Raw genomic sequence first — 17,740 nt, 5'->3', positions numbered from 1 at the left:
ACAAAAGCAACCATGCCAGAAACTGAATACGGCAGGAAGGGCGCGGGCCGCGGGCGCAATCCGCTGCGTGACCCGCGTGACCGCCGTTTGAACCGGATTGCCGGTCCGTCGTCGTTGGTCCTCTTTGGGGTGACGGGTGATTTGGCCCGGAAGAAGTTGATGCCGGCTGTGTACGATCTTGCCAACCGCGGGCTGTTGCCGCCGAGTTTCGCGTTGGTGGGGTTCGCCCGCCGGGAGTGGGACAAGGAGGATTTCGCCGCCGAGGTGAAGGCTTCGGTGCAGGCGCACGCCCGTACGCCGTTTGATGAGGCGGTCTGGAACCAGTTGTCCGAGGGCATCCGGTTTGTCCAGGGCGAGTTCGACGACGATGCAGCCTTTGAGCGGCTGGGTGAGACGATCAAGGAACTCGACGATGTCCGCGGCACCCGTGGGAACCACGCGTTCTATTTGTCGATCCCGCCCAAGGCGTTCGAACAGGTTTGCCGGCAGTTGTCCAAGCACGGCCTGGCGCAGGCCGACGGGGACAAGTGGCGGCGCGTGGTCATCGAAAAGCCGTTCGGGCATGACCTGGAGTCGGCCCGGAAGCTGAACGACATCGTCGAGTCGGTATTCCCGCCGGACGCGGTGTTCCGGATCGACCACTACCTGGGGAAGGAAACGGTGCAGAACATCCTGGCACTGCGTTTCGCCAACCAGCTGTTCGAGCCGTTGTGGAACGCCAACTACGTGGACCACGTGCAGATCACCATGGCCGAGGACATCGGCACCGGCGGCCGGGCGGGGTATTACGACGGCGTGGGTGCTGCCCGCGACGTGATCCAGAACCACCTGCTCCAGCTGCTGGCGCTCACGGCCATGGAGGAGCCCATCTCCTTCAACGCCGATGACCTGCGGGCGGAGAAGGAAAAGGTCCTCGCAGCGGTCAAGCTTCCGGAGGACCTGTCCACGCACTCTGCGCGCGGACAATTCACCGGCGGCTGGCAGGGCGGTGAGCAGGTCCAGGGCTACCTGGAGGAAGAAGGCATTCCCGCCGATTCCACTACCGAGACCTACGCCGCGGTCCGCGTGGACATCCACACCCGCCGCTGGTCGGGAGTCCCGTTCTACCTCCGGGCGGGCAAGCGGCTGGGGCGGCGGGTGACGGAAATCGCCGTCGTCTTCAAACGCGCCCCCAACCTGCTGTTCCGTGACCACGGCGAGGACGATTTCGGACAGAACGCGGTAGTGATCCGGGTCCAGCCCGACGAGGGCGTGACCATCCGGTTCGGTTCCAAGGTCCCCGGCACCCAGATGGAAGTGCGGGACGTGACCATGGACTTCGGCTACGGCCACTCCTTCACCGAGTCCTCCCCCGAGGCCTACGAGCGGCTGATCCTTGACGTGCTCCTGGGCGAGCCGCCGCTGTTCCCGCGGCATGAGGAAGTGGAGCTGTCCTGGAAGATCCTCGACCCGTTCGAGGAATACTGGGCCTCCCTGTCAGAACAGCCCGAGCCCTACGCCCCCGGCTCCTGGGGCCCTGCCTCCGCTGACGAGCTGCTGGCCCGTGACGGACGAACCTGGAGAAGGCCATGATCGTTAACCTGCCCGACACCACCACCTCGAAGGTGTCCAAGAAACTCATGGCCCTGCGCGAGCAGGGCGGCGTCATTGCCCTGGGCCGGGTCCTGACCCTGGTGGTCGTGACCAAGTCCGGGCTCGAGGAAGAAGCAATCGAGGCAGCGAACGACGCCAGCCGGGAACACCCCTGCCGGATCATCGTCCTGGCCGACGCCGGGAAGGATAACGAGGACCGGCTCGACGCCCAGATCCGGGTCGGCGGGGACGCCGGCGCCTCGGAAGTCATCGTCCTGCGCGGCTACGGCCAGCTGGCCCACGAGTCCGAATCCCTGGTGGCCGCGCTGCTGCTCCCGGACGCTCCGATCGTGGCCTGGTGGCCGCACGGCGCCCCGGAAAACGCCTGCGAGACCTCCATCGGCGCCATCGCGCACCGACGGATCACCGATTCCGCGAACGAACCGGACCCGCAGGCCGCGCTGGAACGGATCCACCGCACCTACAAAGCCGGCGACACCGACCTCGCCTGGACCCGGCTGACCAACTGGCGGATCCAGCTCGCAGCGGCCCTGGATGGGGTGGACTCCTCCCCGGTCACGGCCGTCGCGGTCGAGGGCGCCTCGGACTCACCGTCCACCATCCTCCTCGCGGCGTGGCTCACCCTGACCCTGGATGCACCCGTCACCATCGTCGCGGACCCAGCCGGAACCGGCATCCGCCGCGTCCGGCTCACCCGCCCCGGGGGCGACGTCCAGCTCTTCCGCCCCGGACTCTCCGTGGCGGAACTGACCCAACCAGGCCAGCCCGCCCAGCGCATTTCGCTGCCGCGGCGCAGTCTCCGCGACTGCCTCGCCGAAGAGCTCCGCCGCCTCGACCCGGACGAAGTCTTTGGGGAAGTGATTACTATTGGACTGCCACGTACCAATCTAAGGAGCGTCCGACCCAGTGAGCGTTGACCCACGAGTAAGCATCCATCCGGATTCGTCCGTCCTCATGGCCGCCATCGCGGCACGCCTGATCACCAAGCTCGTTGATGTCCAGGACAAGTACGGCGAAGCCACCGTGGTGCTCACCGGGGGAACCGTGGGGATTGGCACGCTGAAAGCTGTTGCGGATTCACCGGCAGCGCCGGCCGTGGATTGGTCCAAGGTCAACTTCTGGTGGGGTGACGAACGTTTCGTTGACTCCGCCGATCCTGAGCGGAATACCGGGCAGGCGTTCGACGCATTGCTGTCGCACATCCCCGTGGACCCGGAGCGGGTGCATTCCCCTGGTGCGGCAGACGAGTTCGACACTCCGGAAGAAGCAGCCGAGGACTACGCACGCCGGCTGCGGGAAGCTGCTGCAGCCGAGCACGCGGCTGACATGTCCGACGACCGGCCGGAGGAACCCTCCGCACTCCCCCGCCTGGACGTGGTGCTGCTCGGCGTAGGGCCCGACGCACACATTGCATCACTGTTCCCCGAACAGGCCGGCATCCGGGAAAAGGACCGCACGGTGGTGGGCGTCAGGAACTCCCCCAAGCCGCCGCCGCTGCGGATCTCCCTTACCCTGCCCGCCATTAATACGGCGGCGGAGGTATGGATGGTTGTTGCCGGGGAGGACAAGGCCGGAGCGGTGGGACTGGCCCTGGCCGGAGCCAACCCTGTCCAGGTACCGGCCTCCGGTCCCCGGGGAACCTCCCGTACCCTGTGGCTGATCGACGAGAACGCGGCCTCACGGGTCCCGCAGCAGTTGGTCCGGAAGGACGCCGCGGGCGCGTAACTTTTCCAGCGCTCCGGCCAGGACAGCTTCGGCGTCCTGGCCGGAGCGCCGTTCTTTAACGTATTCCAGGTGGCTTTTGTAGCCGTCGTCGAAGGGGTCGTCACCTGCCGCGGCACGGCCGTCCCGGGAAGCAGGAGCGCCGCAGCGCCTGCAGTCCCACATCGTGGGAATCTGGTCCTCCGGCATCTTCAGGAACACGGGCTGCGTCTCATGCCCCTTGGCGCACCAGTAGGACACGCGGATCCGCGGAAGCGGACGCGACGACGACGAGTCGGTGGACTGCAGGCTCGAACCGGACCCTGCCGTAACGCCGGCACGGGTGCCCCGGAACCCTGACGATGGGTGGACCATAACGACTCCTGCCTCGAAGGGAGCGCCGGCGGACCTGCAGCTTAAACAAGACTGTGGCTGCCGGGTTTTCCGACAGCCACAGTCTAATTCGCCGGCCTAAGGACCGGCAGGGCCTAAAGGACCTTGTCCAGCAGGGGTCAGGAATCCCCGGTCCCGCTGAACCGCATGATCAGGCCGAGGGCAATGATCACCACGCCCCAGGTGACGCCGAGGATGACGGTGAAGCGGTTGAGGTTCCGTTCCGCCACGCCTGAAGAGCTGAGGCCCGAGCTCATGCCGCCGCCGAACATATCGGACAACCCGCCGCCGCGTCCCTTGTGCAGGAGGATCAGCAGCGTCAGCAGGAGGCTGGTGATCCCCAGGAGGATCTGCAGAATGACATGAAGAACGTCCACGACGGCCTTTCAGAAGTTGGGATTACGGGAGTTTTGGCTGGTTACGGACTAGTCCGTGACCAGGTGGCTCTCGAACCTGACAATATTAGCAAACTCGGCCGGGTCCAGGCTTGCGCCACCCACCAGCAGGCCGTCCACGTCGCGTTCCTGAAGGATCGCGGCCGCGTTGTTCGCCTTCACCGAGCCGCCGTAAAGCAGGCGGGTCTTAGCGGCCGTTTCCGCTCCAAACAACGACTCCAGCTCAGCGCGGATGGCGGCGCACATTTCCTGGGCGTCCTCCGGGCCAGCCACTTCGCCGGTGCCGATGGCCCAAACGGGTTCGTAAGCAACCACCAGTTCAGCGGCCTGTTCGTTGGTGAGCCCGGCAACGCCGGCGCGGAGCTGCTGCAGCGTGTGGTCCACGTGCGTTCCGGCCTGGCGGATCTCCAGGCCTTCGCCGACGCAGAGCACCGGAACCAGGTTGTGCTTGAAGGCAGCTTTGACCTTGGCGTTGAGGACCTCGTCGGATTCGTTGTGGATGGTCCGGCGTTCGCTGTGGCCCACCAGGACGTACTTGCAGCCAAGCTTGTTCAGGAACTGTCCCGAGATGTCACCGGTGTAGGCCCCCGAATCGAACTGCGACAGGTCCTGGCCACCGTAGGCGACCTGCAGGTCGTCGCCCTGGACCAGGGTCTGGACACCGCGGAGGTCCGTGAACGGCGGGAAGACGGCCACCTCGACGCGGCTGTAGTCGTGCTTGGCGTCGGAGAGGGTCCAGGCCAGCTTCTGCAGGAGGGTGATGCCCTGCACGTGGTCCATGTTCATTTTCCAGTTGCCCGCGATGAAGGGCTTGCGGTCAAAAGCGCCGTTCGTTGACGTAGTCACGTAATCTCCAAAAAGTTCTTGATATGGGTGCGGCCGGCAGGCTGCCGCGGGCAACCTGCCGGCCGGAGGACTGTGAAGTCCGGTTGCTGCTGGTCAGCAGCGGGGTTTTACCGGCCTGCTGCTATCGGTCCAGGACACTAAGGCCCGGCAGTTCCTTGCCTTCAAGGTACTCAAGGCTGGCGCCGCCACCGGTGGAAATATGGCCGAACTGGTCATCACTGAATCCCAGCGTCCGCACTGCGGCAGCAGAATCACCGCCGCCCACCACGGTGAATCCTTCAGTTTCGGTCAGGGCCTGCGCGATGGCACGGGTACCTGCCGAGAACGCCTCGAACTCGAAGACGCCCATGGGTCCGTTCCAGAAAACCGTCCGCGCGCCCTTGATCCGTTCGGAAAAGGCAGCCGCGGTATCGGGCCCAATGTCCAGGCCGATGCCCTGGGGGCCGAAGCTGCTGCCTTCAATGGCGTCGGCCGCCACGGTTTCGTGCTTGGCGTCGGCAGCGAACTTCTCTGCCACCACGACGTCCGTGGGAACCACGAATTCGGTTCCGGCGTCAGCTGCGCGCTTCAGGTAGTCCTTGACGACAGGGATCTGGTCTTCCTCAAGGAGGCTCGAGCCAACCTTGTGGCCTGCTGCCGCCAGGAACGTGAAGAGCATGCCGCCGCCCACCAGGATGGTGTCAGCTTTGCCGATCAGGTTATCGATCACCGCAAGCTTGTCCGAGACCTTGGAACCGCCGAGCACCACCACGTAGGGACGTTGGGTGTCAGTGGTCAGCTTCCGGAGGACTTCCACTTCGGTGTGCACCAGGTCGCCCTGGTACGACGGGAGCCGGGTGGCGACGTCGTAGACACTGGCGTGCTTTCGGTGGACCGCACCGAAGGCGTCGTCCACGTAGGCGCCGTTGCTGCCGGTCAATGCCACGAGTTCGTCCGCGAAGGCTCCGCGCTCAGCGTCGTCCTTGCTGGTCTCGCGGGCGTCGAAGCGGACGTTCTCGAGGACAAGGGCTTCGCCGTCCTGCAGCGATGTAGCGGCCGCCTTGGCGGCATCGCCGACGGTGTCGGCAGCCAGGGTGACCTTGAAGCCCGCCAGTTCGGCGAGGCGGTCCACTGCGGGACGGAGGGAGTACTTGTTTTCCGGGGCGCCCTTGGGGCGTCCAAGGTGGGCTGTAACCAGCACGCGGGCACCGGCGTCCGTGAGCTTTTGCAGCACTGGCAGGGAGGCCTTGATACGGCCATCATCAGTGACTGTAGAGCCGTCGAGCGGCACATTCAGGTCACTTCGAACCAGAATGTACCGCCCGCGGACACCTTCAGCGATCAGTTCGTTGAGGGTGTGAGATGTCATGTGTCTAACCCTAGCCCAGCTTGGATGCCACAAGCTCCGTGAGGTCTACGAGGCGGTTGGAGTAGCCCCATTCGTTGTCATACCAGGAAACAACCTTGACCTGGTTGCCGATGACCTTGGTCAGGCCTGAGTCGAAGATGGAGGACGCGGGGTCACCGACAATGTCCGAGGACACGATGGGCTCGTCCGTGTAGGTCAGGAAGCCCTGCAGTTCCTCGGATTCAGCCGCACGCTTGAGGGCTGCGTTGACTTCCTCCACGGTGGTTTCGCGGGAGACCGTAACGGTGAGGTCGGTGGCCGAGCCGGTGGGCACGGGGACGCGGATGGCGTAACCATCCAGCTTGCCCTTGAGCTCCGGCAGGACCAGGCCAATGGCCTTGGCGGCGCCGGTGGAGGTGGGGACCATGTTGATGGCGGCAGCGCGGGCGCGGCGCAGGTCCTTGTGCGGGCCGTCCTGCAGGTTCTGGTCTGCGGTGTAGGCGTGAACGGTGGTCATCAGGCCGCGCTCGATGCCGAATTCGTCGTTGACAACCTTGGCCAGCGGGCCAAGGCAGTTGGTGGTGCAGGATGCGTTGGAAATGATGTTGTGCTTGGCGTTGTCATAGAGGTTGTGGTTGACACCCATCACGATGGTGATGTCCTCGTCCGAGGCCGGAGCGGAGATCAGGACCTTCTTGGCGCCGGCCTGGATGTGCTTCTGCGCGTCCGCTGCCTTGGTGAAGAAACCGGTGGATTCGATGACGATGTCCACGCCCAGCTCGCCCCACGGGAGGTTGGCGGGATCCCGCTCGGCGAGGACCTTCACAACGTTGCCGTTGACGACGATGTTGCCGTCCTTGACCTCGATGGTTTCCTTCAGGCGGCCGCCGACGGAGTCGTACTTGAAGAGGTGGGCCAGGGCTTCGGGGCTGGTGAGGTCGTTGACTGCAACGATCTCGAGGTCCGCGCCCTGAGCGAGTGCTGCGCGGAAGTAGTTGCGGCCAATACGGCCAAAGCCGTTGATACCAATACGGGTCGTCACTTTTTCAGTCTCCTTGGTGCTTTCAGAAGCACAACTAGTTGAGCGGGCTATCAAGCCAACTAACAGATCCCGCACGCCATTGGGCAGAGATGATTTACACGGAGGGCGACCAGCCTCATTGCTGAAGGCTAACCGCCTTCCGTGACCTATCTTACGTTTAATTGGGTCCGCCCCCGCAAGTGCGGGGGCGGACGGTCCACATCGCGGCCTGTTTAAGTCCGAATGTGAAGTTTGTTACAGCCATGTATGGCGCCGGCCACTACGGGAGGGTGATGAGTCCCGTGGCGTTGGTGCGTGCTGCCTCGAAGCGCTGGGCGACATCTGCCCAGTTGACGATGTTCCAGAATGCCTTGACGTAGTCGGCCTTCACGTTGACGTAGTCCAGGTAGAAGGCGTGCTCCCACATGTCCAGCATCAGCAGCGGGGTGGTGCCCAGGGCGGTGTTGCCCTGCTGGTCGTACAGCTGCTCGATGACGAGGTTTCCGCCGATGGGTTCGTAGGCCAGGAACCCCCAGCCCGATCCCTGGAGGCCCAGGGCAGCGGCGGAGAACTGTGCACGGAAGGCATCGAAGGAGCCGAAGGCGTCATCGATGGCGGCAGCGAGCTCACCTTCGGGCTTGTCGCCGCCGTCCGGGGAAAGGTTCTTCCAGAACACGGAGTGGTTGATGTGGCCGCCGGTGTGGAACGCGAGGTCCTTGGAAAGCCGGTTGATGTTGGCGAAGTCGCCCTTTTCGCGCGCCTCGGCCAGCTGGGCCAGCGCGTTGTTGGCGCCCGCCACATAGGTGGCGTGGTGCTTGCTGTGGTGCAGTTCCATGATCCGCGCTGAGATGTGCGGTTCGAGGGCGGCGTAGTCGTAGCTGAGTTCCGGCAAAACGTACTCGGTCACAAAATCCTCCAATATCGTGGACCCGCAGGCCCGGTTGGTAACTCTCGGATTGTGCATCCGGACAGCTGGTGCCCGGAATTATTTTTGATTCTATGGCGCGGTTACTCGTCCAGCATTTCGGGCGTCACATTGGCGTCCGTTCCGGGAATGCCCAGGTCAAGGGCGCGCTTGTCCGCCATGGCCAGCAGGCGGCGGATCCTGCCGGCAATTGCATCCTTGGTCATGACGGGATCGGCAAGGCGGCCCAGCTCGTCCAGGCTTGCCTGTTTGTGCGCCACCCGCAGTTCGCCCGCGTACTTGAGGTGGTCCGGAACGTCGTCGCCCAGGATCTCCAGCGCCCGGTCCACCCTTGCCCCTGCGGCCACGGCTGCCTGCGCGGAACGGCGCAGGTTGGCGTCGTCGAAGTTGGCGAGCCGGTTGGCGGTGGCCCTGACCTCCTTGCGCATGCGGCGTTCCTCCCACACCATCAGCGCGTCGTGCGCTCCCATGCGGGTGAGGAGGGCGGCAATGGTGTCGCCGTCACGGATGACCACGCGGTCCACTCCCCTGACTTCCCGGGCCTTGGCCTGGATGTCCAGCCGGCGGGCCGCGCCCACCAGAGCCAGCGCGGATTCCGGCCCCGGGCAGGTGACCTCAAGCGAGGATGACCGGCCCGGCTCCGTGAGTGAGCCGTGGGCCAGGAACGCTCCGCGCCAGACGGCTTCGGCATCTGCCGCGGAGCCATTGACGACGGCGGACGGCAGGCCGCGCACGGGGCGTCCCCGGCCGTCCAGGAGACCGGTCTGGCGGGCAAGCGCCTCGCCGTCGCGTACCACGCGGACCACGTAGCGGCTGGCGCGCCGGAGTCCGCCGGCCGACACCACGATGATCTCGCTCTGGTGCCCGTAGACTTCGGCGATCGCGGCCCGGAGCCTGCGGGCCGTCGAGGCGAGGTCGACTTCCGCCTCGATGACGATCCGGCCGGAGATGATGTGCAGTCCCCCGGCGAACCGGAGCATGGCGGAGACTTCGGCCTTGCGTACTGATGACTTCTTGATGTCCAGACGGGACAGTTCTTCCTTGACTGATGCTGTCAGTGCCATGGCACCTTCCTAACTGTTCCCAAAAATGTCCTGGTACGCCGTCGCCAGCCGCAGCGGCTCGTGGACAGGGCGGCGTCCCGACGCCCCTACTTTACCCAAGACCACCTCTGCCCCGATCATGCCGGCTGCCTTCTCGAACTCCTGCCGGTCCGGTACGGACGAAGGGTCCGCCAGGACCACGTCCACGCTGAACTCGGGGGCGTAGCGCCGAAGGACGTGGAGGTGGTCCGCCGCGGTCATGCCCGTGGTTTCCTTGGTGTCCGTGGCGAGGTTCATGGTCAGGCAGCGCTTGGCGGGCGTGCTGCAGAGGGCCTGGCGCATCTCCGGCAGGAGCAGGTGCGGCAGGACTGAGGTGTACCAGGACCCCGGGCCCAGGACCACCCAGTCCGCCAGCTCAATGGCGGTCAGGGCGTCCGTGCAGGCCGGCGCCGCTTTGGGCAGGAGCCGGACTTCCTCGAGCGAACCGGCCACCGCGCACCGGGCCTGGCCGTGGATGGTCTGCAGTGCCGTTCCGCCGTCCGGGGCGGTCACGCGCACATCGCCTTCAATGGTGAGCGGGACGGTGGACATCGGCAGGACCTGGCCGCGGGCGCCGAGCAGGGCGCCTGCCCATTTGAGCCCGGCAACGGTATCGCCCAGCAGCTCCCACAGGGTGACGATCAGCAGGTTCCCCATGGCGTGCTCGTCGAGCGAACCGCCGGGCCCCTTCCCGGCGCGGAACCGGTGCTGCATGACGTCGCGCCAGGTGCGGCCCCAGTCGGTGTCGTCGCAGAGCGCGGACAGGGCCATGCGGAGGTCTCCCGGCGGAAGGACGCCGTACTCCTCGCGCAGACGCCCGGAGGAGCCGCCGTCGTCCGCCACCGTGACCACCGCGGTGAGTTCGGAGGTGAGCAGGCGCAGCGCGGACAGTGAGGCCGCCAGGCCGTGGCCGCCGCCCAAAGCCACCACGTTGGGGCCCTTGTCCTGCTGGCCCGAGCCCTTGCCGGCGGCGGGCGGCACCAGGGGCAGGGCTCCGGTGAACAGGGCCATTATTCGCGGCCCAGATCCCGGTGCGCGGTGGTCACCGTGACCCGCGGGTACTGCGCAAGTTTCTTGGAAAGCTCCACTGCGACCGCCACGGAGCGGTGCTTGCCGCCGGTACAACCGACGGCAATGGTGGCGTAGTGCTTGTTCTCGCGGCGGTAGCCCTCAAGGACGGGTTCCAGGGCCAGGACGTAGCGGTCCACGAAGTTCTTGACGCCCTCGGCCTCCAGCACGTAGTCGCTGACGTCCTTGTCCAGGCCGGTCTGCGGACGCAGCTGCGGCACCCAGTGCGGGTTGGGTATGAACCTGACGTCGGCCACGTAGTTCGCGTCCACCGGCAGGCCGTATTTGAAGCCAAAGCTCATGACGTTCAGCCGCAGGGCCACGGGACCGGTTTCGCTGAACAGTTCGGTGATGGCGGTGGCCAGGCCGTGGACGTTGTAGTTGGAGGTGTCCAGGACGACGTCGGAGCTGTCGCGCAGTTCCTGCAGCAGCTCGCGTTCAGCAGCGATGCCGTCCAGGATGCGTCCACCACCCTGCAGCGGATGGGGCCGGCGCCCCTGTTCGAACCTCCGGACCAGGACGTTGTCGCTGGCGTCAAGGAACAGGACGCGGAAGGTGACCCCGCTCGCGGCCAGAGCCCCCAGGGCCGCGCGGATGTCCGCGAAGAGGCCCTTGCTGCGGACATCGATCACTACTGCGAGCCGGGGAATCGACTGCGGGGCGTGTGAGACGAGCTCCGCCAGGGTGCCCAGCATCTGGGGCGGGAGGTTCTCCACGACATACCAGCCGTGGTCTTCCAGGGCGTCCGCGGCGGTGCTCCGCCCGGCGCCGGACATTCCGGTGACCACCAGCAGCTCCGCTTCGAGCGGTTTGACGGGCTCCAGCCCGTCCTGATCCGCTCCGGATCCCGCCGTCGTGTCTGCCATGAAGCCTGCCCCGTTTCTTCGTTGTCCGCCGGCAGCCGCGATGGCGCTGCCCGTCCTTTACCCTAGCTAAGTTTCGGGGGCAGGCGCTAAGTCTCGATGATTTCGCCGGTGGTCATGTTGATCGCCGGCACGGCAACGGCCCCGGGTCCGTCGGACGCGAAGTGGTTCACGATGGCGGTGGCCAGTGCCGGACCAATCCCCTTGGCCTGCGCGAGCTCTTCCACGGTGGCGGCCTTGACGCCCTTGACCGATCCAAAATGGGCCAGCAGGGCTTTGCGCTTGGACGCACCGAGGCCCGGAACGGCGTCGAGTGCCGACACCGTCATGGCCTTGCCCCGCTTTTGCCGGTGGAACGTGATGGCGAAGCGGTGCGCCTCGTCGCGGATCCGCTGCAGCAGGTACAGCCCCTGGGACGTCCGGGGCAGGATGACGGGGAAGTCGCTGTCCGGGAGCCACACTTCCTCCAGGCGTTTAGCCAGGCCCACGACATAGACGTCGTCGATGCCCAGGTCCCGCAGTGCACGGGCCGCGGCGTTCACCTGCGGCTGCCCGCCGTCCACCACCACCAGGTTGGGCGGGTAGGCGAATTTTGCCTTGGGGGCAGGCGTGGTGGTGTCCAGCACGGCAGGGTTGTCCACTGCCGCTTCCCGGGCACTGTCCTGCCCGTCGGAGGCCAGGACGGATTCGTCCACCTGGGCAGACTTGTCCTGCAGGTAATAACGGAAGCGCCGCGTCAGGACGTCATGCATGGCCGCCGTGTCATCGGCCGCGGCGGGACCGGTGATGGAGAACTTGCGGTAATCGGACTTCTTGGGCAGCCCGTCCTCCACCACCACCATGGATGCCACCACGTTGGTGCCCTGGACATGGGAGACGTCGAAGCATTCGATCCGGAGCATGGGCACGGGCAGGTGCAGCGCTTCCTGGAGTTCCTGGAGGGCCTGGGACCTGACGGTGATATCGCCGGCGCGCCGCGTCTTATGGAGTTTCAGCGCATGCTCGGCGTTCTCCCGGACGGTGGACATCAACGCCGCCTTGTCTCCGCGCTGCGGCACCCGGATGTCCACCTTGGCACCGCGGATGCCGCCCAGCCATTTGGCAAGGTCCTCCGCGTTGCTGGGCGCCACCGGCACCAGGACTTCGCGGGGCAGCCGGCCGTGGGTGTCGCCGTCCTCGCCGTAGACCTGCTGCAGCAGGTGCTCCACGAGGTCCGGAGTGGTGAAGTCCTCCACCTTTTCCACCACCCAGCCACGCTGGCCGCGGATCCTGCCGCCGCGGACATGGAACACCTGGACTGCGGCCTCCAGTTCGTCTTCATGCAGGGCGAAAACGTCGGCGTCGGTGTCCTCGGCCAGCACCACTGCGTTCCGCTCGAAGACCTTGCGCAGGGCGGTGATGTCGTCCCGCAACCGGGCAGCATGCTCGTAGTCGAGCTTCGCCACGGCGTCGGCCATCTGCTTCTCCAGCTTGTTGATGAACCGCTTCGCCTCTCCGCCCATAAAGGCGCAGAAGTCCTCCGCCAGCGCCCGGTGGTCTTCCGGCGAGATCCGCCCCACGCACGGCGCGGAGCACTTGTCGATGTATCCCAGCAGGCAGGGGCGTCCGCTGGCCTGCGCGCGCTTGAAGACGCCGGCGCTGCAACTGCGGACGGGGAAGACGCGGAGCAGGGTGTCCATGGTTTCGCGGATGGCCCCGGCGGTGTACGGCCCGAAGTAGCGGGTCCCTTTGCGCTTGTCTCCCCGCATGACCTGTACCCGGGGGTACTTCTCGCTCATGTTCACGGCGAGGTAGGGATAGGTTTTGTCATCCCGGAACACCACATTAAAGCGCGGCTTGAATTCCTTGATCCAGGTGTATTCGAGCTGCAGCGATTCCAGCTCGCTGCCAACCACGGTCCACTCGACGCTGCTGGCCGCGTGGACCATGGCGTAGGTCTTGGGCAGCAGTCCGGCCGGGTTGGCGAAGTAGGAGTTAAGCCGGGACCGGAGGCTTTTCGCTTTGCCGACATAGATCACCCGGCCGTGCGGATCACGGAACCGGTATACGCCCGGGTTGGTGGGGATTTCACCGGTTTTGGGCCGGTAACTTGCTGGATTTGCCACCTATCAAGTCTACTGAGTCGCGCCGGGTCTCCTTGCCAGGCGGCTATTCCGCAGTCTTGCTTTGGTTGTAGCTCGTGGAGCGCTGCTGGCCGCTGAGTTCGGCAATCGCATCCATGATCCGGTCCGTGACTTCCCGGCGGGCAGGAAGGGAGTGGTCAGGGCCCGTCTTGTCGAAGTACAGCGGCTCCCCCACTTTCATGGTGAAGTGCTGCGGCCTGACCCCCTTTTCGCCGGCGCGCTGGAGCTTCTCGGTGCCGATCAGGCCCACGGGAATCACGGGCGCCCCGGTGGTGAGCGCCAGCCAGCCGACCCCGGTGCGTCCCCGGTAGAGGATCCCGTCACGGGAACGGGTACCCTCCGGGTAGATTCCGATGCCGCGGCCGGCCTCAAGGATGTCCAGGAGCGTCTTGAGCGCCTGGACACTGGCGGCCTGTTCGCCGCGCTCCACCGGGATGGAGCCCACGGATTCGAAGAACGCCTTCATGACCTTGCCCTTGACGCCGCCGGTGGTGAAGTATTCGGCTTTGGCAAAGAAGGCGACCGGCCTGGGCATCAGTGCCTGCACGATCACGCTGTCGAAGAAGGACAGGTGGTTGGGAGCGACGATGAAGGGGCCGTCCGCGGGGACGTTTTCCAGGCCGACGACGGTGGGCCGGCAGGTGCCGGCAATCAGGTTGCGCGTGGTCCAGCGGACGGCATCAAACATTTCCATCGTGGCTCACCCCGCTCATTGCCGCAGCGTGGACAGCCTGCAGGCGCTCGATGACGGCGACCAATTCCCCGTGGGTGCTGACCACGGCCACGGAGCCGGCTTCCTCCAGTTCACCGTCCGGGGCGAACCCCCAGGCAACACCAATGCAGTCCAGTCCGTTGGCGATCGCTCCGGACACGTCCTGGGCGCGGTCCCCCACCATGATGGCGTGCTGCGTGTCCAGGTCGCGCAGGGCGGCGGCGATGATCTGGGTCTTGCCCAGCGGGACGCCTTCCACTGCTGCTTCATCATCGGCGGAACCGTGGATGCCGTGGAAAAGGCCGTCGATGCCATGGTGTGCCAGCACCTTATGCGCCAGCCGCTGGGGCTTTTGGGTGGCTACTGCCACGGGCTGTCCCGCTGCGGCGAAGGATTCAAGGATGTCGCGGATGCCCGGGTACAGCCGGCTTTGGGCTATCCCTGTGGACAGATAGTGTTCGCGGTACCGGCGGACCACCTCTTCCAGGCGGTCCGCCGGGACCTTTGCCACGTTGAGCAGGGAATCGCTCAGCTTGGGGCCGATCATCGCATCAAGCAGGTCCTGGCCGGGAACCGGGAGTCCCGCGGCGCGGAGGGCTGAGGCAATCCCCTCGGTTATTCCACCTGCAGGGTCGACAAGAGTGCCGTCCAGGTCAAAGATCACGGGCACTGTTGTTGAAGTCACCGGGTTAGTTTCTCACGACAGCAGGAGTGCCTGAAACTCGCATTCCCCGGGAGGAATACTTCGCCGGAATTTCCCCCGCTCAGCTGAGTATTTCGGCGAGGAACTTCCCCGTATGGCTGGTGCTGGACTTTGCCACCTGCTCCGGCGTTCCGGTGGCGACAATCTGGCCGCCGCCCGAACCGCCGTCGGGTCCGAGGTCCACCAGCCAGTCGGCACTCTTGATGACATCGAGGTTGTGCTCGATGGTGATCACCGTGTTGCCCTTGTCCACCAGTCCCTGCAGGACCATGAGCAGCTTGCGGATGTCCTCGAAGTGCAGGCCCGTGGTGGGCTCGTCCAGGACATAGATGCTGCGGCCGTTGGACCGCTTCTGAAGTTCCGCCGCGAGCTTGACTCGCTGGGCTTCACCGCCGGAAAGGGTGGTTGCAGGCTGTCCCAGGCGGACATAGCCCAGTCCCACGTCGACCAGGGTGTTCAGGTGCCGTGCGATGGGTGAGAACGCCGCGAAGAACTCGGCGCCCTCTTCGATGGGCATGTTGAGGACGTCGGCGATGGTCTTGCCCTTGTAGTGCACCTCCAGCGTCTCCCGGTTGTAGCGGGCACCGTGGCACACCTCGCAGGGAACATAAACGTCAGGCAGGAAGTTCATTTCGATCTTCAGCGTGCCGTCACCTGAGCATGCCTCGCAGCGGCCGCCCTTGACGTTGAACGAAAAGCGGCCGGGCAGGTAGCCGCGGACCTTCGCCTCTGTGGTCTCGGCGAAAAGCTTGCGGATGTTGTCGAAGACACCCGTATAGGTGGCCGGGTTGGAGCGGGGGGTACGGCCGATGGGGCTTTGGTCCACGTGAACCACCTTGTCCAGGTGCTCCAGGCCCTGGACCGTCTTGTGCCGCCCGGCCACCTGCTTGGCGCCGTTAAGCTTGTTCGCCAGCACCTTGTACAGGATTTCGTTGACGAGCGTTGACTTGCCCGAACCGCTCACGCCGGTCACTGCGGTGAAGAGCCCCAGCGGGAAGGCGGCGTCGACGTTCACGAGGTTGTTCTCCCGCGCGCCAACCACTTTGATCTCGCGCTTCCTGTCGTACTTGCGGCGCTTCTTGGGCACCTCGATGGCCCTGCGGCCGGACAGGTAGTCGCCGGTCAGCGATTCCCTGTTGTCCAGCAGTTCCTTATAAGTCCCCGAGTGGACCACCTGCCCGCCGTGCTCGCCGGCACCGGGCCCGATGTCCACGATCCAGTCGGCCACGTGGATGGTGTCCTCGTCGTGCTCGACCACGATGAGGGTGTTGCCCATGTCGCGGAGCCGGGTGAGGGTCTCGATGAGCCGGCGGTTGTCGCGCTGGTGCAGGCCAATGGAGGGTTCGTCGAGGACGTAGAGGACGCCCACCAGGCCGGAACCGATCTGGGTGGCAAGCCGGATGCGCTGGGCTTCGCCGCCGGAGAGGGTGGCGGAGGGGCGCTCGAGGTTGAGGTATTCAAGGCCCACGTCCAGCAGGAAGGTCAGGCGGGCCTGGATCTCCTTGAGGACCTGGTGGGCGATCTGTGCTTCACGCCCGGTCAGGACCAGGTTGTTCAGGAACTCTGCGCAGTCCCGCATGGGCAGGGCCGCAACCTCGGCGATGGACTTGCCGTTGATCAGCACCGACAGGGATGCCGGGTTGAGCCGTGCACCGTTGCAGGCGGGGCACGGAACCTGCCGCATGTATTCCTCGTAGCGGTCGCGGGCCCAGTCGGAATCGGTCTCGCCATGCTTGCGGTGGACATACTGGATGGCACCTTCAAAACCGGTGCTGTATTTACGTTCGCGGCCAAAGCGGTTGCGGTACTGCACCACTACCTTGTGGTCCTTGCCATGCAGGATGGTCTGGCGCACGTCCTTGCCCAGCTTCTCCCATGGCGTGGTCATGGAGAAGCCGATTTCCTTTGCCAGGCCTTCCAGGAGCCGGTTCCAGTACTCGGTGGTGGCGGTACCCATTGACCAGGGGGCGATGGCGCCCTCCGACAGGGACAGTTCCGGGTTGGGAACGATAAGTTCCTCGTCCACCTCAAGGCGGGTGCCGATGCCGCTGCACGCTGCGCAGGCGCCGAAGGGGTTGTTGAACGAGAAGGAGCGGGGCTCGATTTCGTCGATGGCGAGCGGGTGCTCGTTGGGGCAGGCGAGGTTCTCCGAGAACGCCCGGATCCTACCCGGGTCGTCGGCCTCAAGGTCGACGAACTCCGCCAGCACCCGGCCCTCGGCCAGTCCCAGGGCGGTCTCGATGGAATCGGTGAGCCGCTGGCTGATTCCTTCCTTGACCACCAGGCGGTCAACCACCACTTCGATGGTGTGCTTGAACTGCTTGCCCAGCTTGGGCGGATCGCTCAACTGGACAAGGTTGCCGTCCACCCGCGCCCGGGAGTATCCCTTTGCACTGAGTTCCTTGAAGAGGTCCACGAACTCGCCCTTGCGTCCGCGCACCACCGGCGCCAGGACCTGGAAACGGGTGCCCTCGTCGAGTTCAAGGAGCTGGTCAACAATCTGCTGGGGTGTCTGCTTGGACACGGGTTCGCCGCAGACGGGGCAGTGCGGCCTGCCGACACGGGCCCACAGCAGGCGCATGTAGTCGTAGATCTCGGTAATGGTGCCAACGGTGGACCGGGGGTTCTTGCTGGTGGATTTCTGGTCGATGGAGACCGCCGGGGAGAGGCCTTCAATGAAGTCGACGTCGGGCTTGTCCACCTGGCCTAGGAACTGCCGTGCGTAGGCGGACAGCGATTCGACGTAGCGGCGCTGGCCCTCGGCGAAGATCGTGTCGAACGCGAGCGAGGACTTGCCCGATCCGGAGAGGCCGGTGAAGACGATCATGGCATCACGCGGCAGGTCAAGGTCCACGTTGCGCAGGTTGTGCTCCCGCGCGCCCTTCACCACGAGGCGGGAGAGGTCCGGGCGCTGCGGTGCGGCAGCGGAGGGGACAACGAGGGAAGCGGAGGGGGCAGGGGTTTCTTCAGCTACGGCTTTAGGCACCC

Annotated in this window: 16 protein-coding genes; 3 read left to right on the top strand and 13 right to left on the bottom strand. The window is 65.5% G+C overall.

Going from position 1 to position 17,740, the window contains the following annotated elements:
- Nucleotides 1-12 precede the first annotated feature (12 nt).
- From zwf to pgl, 3 genes are read left to right on the top strand one after another with little or no spacing between them, the layout of a single operon-like run.
- Nucleotides 13-1,572, top strand: coding sequence for a glucose-6-phosphate dehydrogenase (gene zwf / locus FBY36_RS18325; protein ID WP_142121718.1), 1,560 nt, complete (start codon nt 13-15; stop codon nt 1,570-1,572).
- Nucleotides 1,569-2,510 (top strand): glucose-6-phosphate dehydrogenase assembly protein OpcA, encoded by a 942-nt coding sequence (locus FBY36_RS18320; protein WP_142121716.1) that lies wholly within the window; start codon nt 1,569-1,571, stop codon nt 2,508-2,510. Before zwf ends, FBY36_RS18320 begins: the two co-directional genes overlap by 4 nt.
- Nucleotides 2,500-3,318 carry a 6-phosphogluconolactonase gene (pgl, locus tag FBY36_RS18315; protein WP_142121714.1) on the top strand — a complete coding sequence of 273 codons (819 nt, stop codon included), beginning with the start codon at nt 2,500-2,502 and terminating at the stop codon, nt 3,316-3,318. The genes FBY36_RS18320 and pgl overlap by 11 nt, the downstream gene beginning before the upstream one ends.
- On the opposite strand, the gene FBY36_RS18310 is transcribed toward pgl, so the two are convergent.
- From FBY36_RS18310 to uvrA, 13 genes are all read right to left on the bottom strand, one after another.
- Nucleotides 3,271-3,669 carry an RNA polymerase-binding protein RbpA gene (locus tag FBY36_RS18310; RefSeq protein WP_142121712.1) on the bottom strand — a complete coding sequence of 133 codons (399 nt, stop codon included), beginning with the start codon at nt 3,667-3,669 and terminating at the stop codon, nt 3,271-3,273. The two genes, pgl and FBY36_RS18310, sit on opposite strands and share 48 nt — an antisense overlap.
- 137 nt (nt 3,670-3,806) lie before the next feature.
- Nucleotides 3,807-4,064, bottom strand: coding sequence for a preprotein translocase subunit SecG (secG, locus tag FBY36_RS18305; protein ID WP_142121710.1), 258 nt, complete (start codon nt 4,062-4,064; stop codon nt 3,807-3,809).
- Between the two features lie 48 nt (nt 4,065-4,112).
- Nucleotides 4,113-4,928, bottom strand: a complete 816-nt coding sequence (gene tpiA, locus FBY36_RS18300) for a triose-phosphate isomerase (RefSeq protein WP_142121708.1) — start codon at nt 4,926-4,928, stop codon at nt 4,113-4,115.
- 121 nt (nt 4,929-5,049) lie between these two features.
- Entirely contained in the window at nt 5,050-6,276 is a 1,227-nt protein-coding gene (locus FBY36_RS18295) for a phosphoglycerate kinase (RefSeq protein ID WP_142121706.1), read from the bottom strand.
- A 10-nt stretch (nt 6,277-6,286) separates the two neighbouring features.
- Nucleotides 6,287-7,297, bottom strand: a complete 1,011-nt coding sequence (gap, locus tag FBY36_RS18290; protein ID WP_142031193.1) for a type I glyceraldehyde-3-phosphate dehydrogenase — start codon at nt 7,295-7,297, stop codon at nt 6,287-6,289.
- A 259-nt stretch (nt 7,298-7,556) separates the two neighbouring features.
- The gene (locus FBY36_RS18285) at nt 7,557-8,183 is read right to left on the bottom strand and encodes a superoxide dismutase (protein WP_056333700.1); all 627 of its coding nucleotides are present in this window, start codon (nt 8,181-8,183) and stop codon (nt 7,557-7,559) included.
- 101 nt (nt 8,184-8,284) lie between these two features.
- Nucleotides 8,285-9,265 (bottom strand): DNA-binding protein WhiA, encoded by a 981-nt coding sequence (whiA, locus tag FBY36_RS18280; protein ID WP_015937022.1) that lies wholly within the window; start codon nt 9,263-9,265, stop codon nt 8,285-8,287.
- A 9-nt stretch (nt 9,266-9,274) separates the two neighbouring features.
- Nucleotides 9,275-10,294, bottom strand: a complete 1,020-nt coding sequence (locus FBY36_RS18275) for a gluconeogenesis factor YvcK family protein (RefSeq protein ID WP_142121704.1) — start codon at nt 10,292-10,294, stop codon at nt 9,275-9,277.
- The gene (gene rapZ / locus FBY36_RS18270) at nt 10,294-11,217 is read right to left on the bottom strand and encodes an RNase adapter RapZ (protein ID WP_142031191.1); all 924 of its coding nucleotides are present in this window, start codon (nt 11,215-11,217) and stop codon (nt 10,294-10,296) included. Before rapZ ends, FBY36_RS18275 begins: the two co-directional genes overlap by 1 nt.
- Before the next feature lie 86 nt (nt 11,218-11,303).
- Nucleotides 11,304-13,319, bottom strand: a complete 2,016-nt coding sequence (gene uvrC, locus FBY36_RS18265; RefSeq protein ID WP_142121702.1) for an excinuclease ABC subunit UvrC — start codon at nt 13,317-13,319, stop codon at nt 11,304-11,306.
- A gap of 43 nt (nt 13,320-13,362) precedes the next feature.
- Nucleotides 13,363-14,031 carry a lysophospholipid acyltransferase family protein gene (locus FBY36_RS18260; protein WP_142121700.1) on the bottom strand — a complete coding sequence of 223 codons (669 nt, stop codon included), beginning with the start codon at nt 14,029-14,031 and terminating at the stop codon, nt 13,363-13,365.
- Entirely contained in the window at nt 14,018-14,734 is a 717-nt protein-coding gene (locus FBY36_RS18255) for an HAD hydrolase-like protein (protein ID WP_142121698.1), read from the bottom strand. The genes FBY36_RS18260 and FBY36_RS18255 overlap by 14 nt, the downstream gene beginning before the upstream one ends.
- A 79-nt stretch (nt 14,735-14,813) precedes the next feature.
- Nucleotides 14,814-17,738 carry an excinuclease ABC subunit UvrA gene (uvrA, locus tag FBY36_RS18250; RefSeq protein ID WP_142121696.1) on the bottom strand — a complete coding sequence of 975 codons (2,925 nt, stop codon included), beginning with the start codon at nt 17,736-17,738 and terminating at the stop codon, nt 14,814-14,816.
- Nucleotides 17,739-17,740 lie beyond the last annotated feature (2 nt).

This window comes from Arthrobacter sp. SLBN-122 (assembly GCF_006715165.1).
Taxonomy (GTDB): domain Bacteria; phylum Actinomycetota; class Actinomycetes; order Actinomycetales; family Micrococcaceae; genus Arthrobacter.
The sequence above is the reverse complement of the archived record's forward strand: the minus strand, read 5'-3'. Positions and strand labels throughout refer to the sequence as shown.

Bases quoted from the DNA above. Each gene is read 5' to 3' on its own strand.
- FBY36_RS18320 (WP_142121716.1), top strand. From the start codon at position 1,569: ATGATCGTTAACCTGCCCGACACCACCACCTCGAAGGTGTCCAAGAAA.
- rapZ (WP_142031191.1), bottom strand. From the start codon at position 11,217: ATGGCAGACACGACGGCGGGATCCGGAGCGGATCAGGACGGGCTGGAG.
- FBY36_RS18310 (WP_142121712.1), bottom strand. From the start codon at position 3,669: ATGGTCCACCCATCGTCAGGGTTCCGGGGCACCCGTGCCGGCGTTACG.
- zwf (WP_142121718.1), top strand. From the start codon at position 13: ATGCCAGAAACTGAATACGGCAGGAAGGGCGCGGGCCGCGGGCGCAAT.
- FBY36_RS18295 (WP_142121706.1), bottom strand. From the start codon at position 6,276: ATGACATCTCACACCCTCAACGAACTGATCGCTGAAGGTGTCCGCGGG.
- whiA (WP_015937022.1), bottom strand. From the start codon at position 9,265: ATGGCACTGACAGCATCAGTCAAGGAAGAACTGTCCCGTCTGGACATC.
- FBY36_RS18275 (WP_142121704.1), bottom strand. From the start codon at position 10,294: ATGGCCCTGTTCACCGGAGCCCTGCCCCTGGTGCCGCCCGCCGCCGGC.
- FBY36_RS18260 (WP_142121700.1), bottom strand. From the start codon at position 14,031: ATGGAAATGTTTGATGCCGTCCGCTGGACCACGCGCAACCTGATTGCC.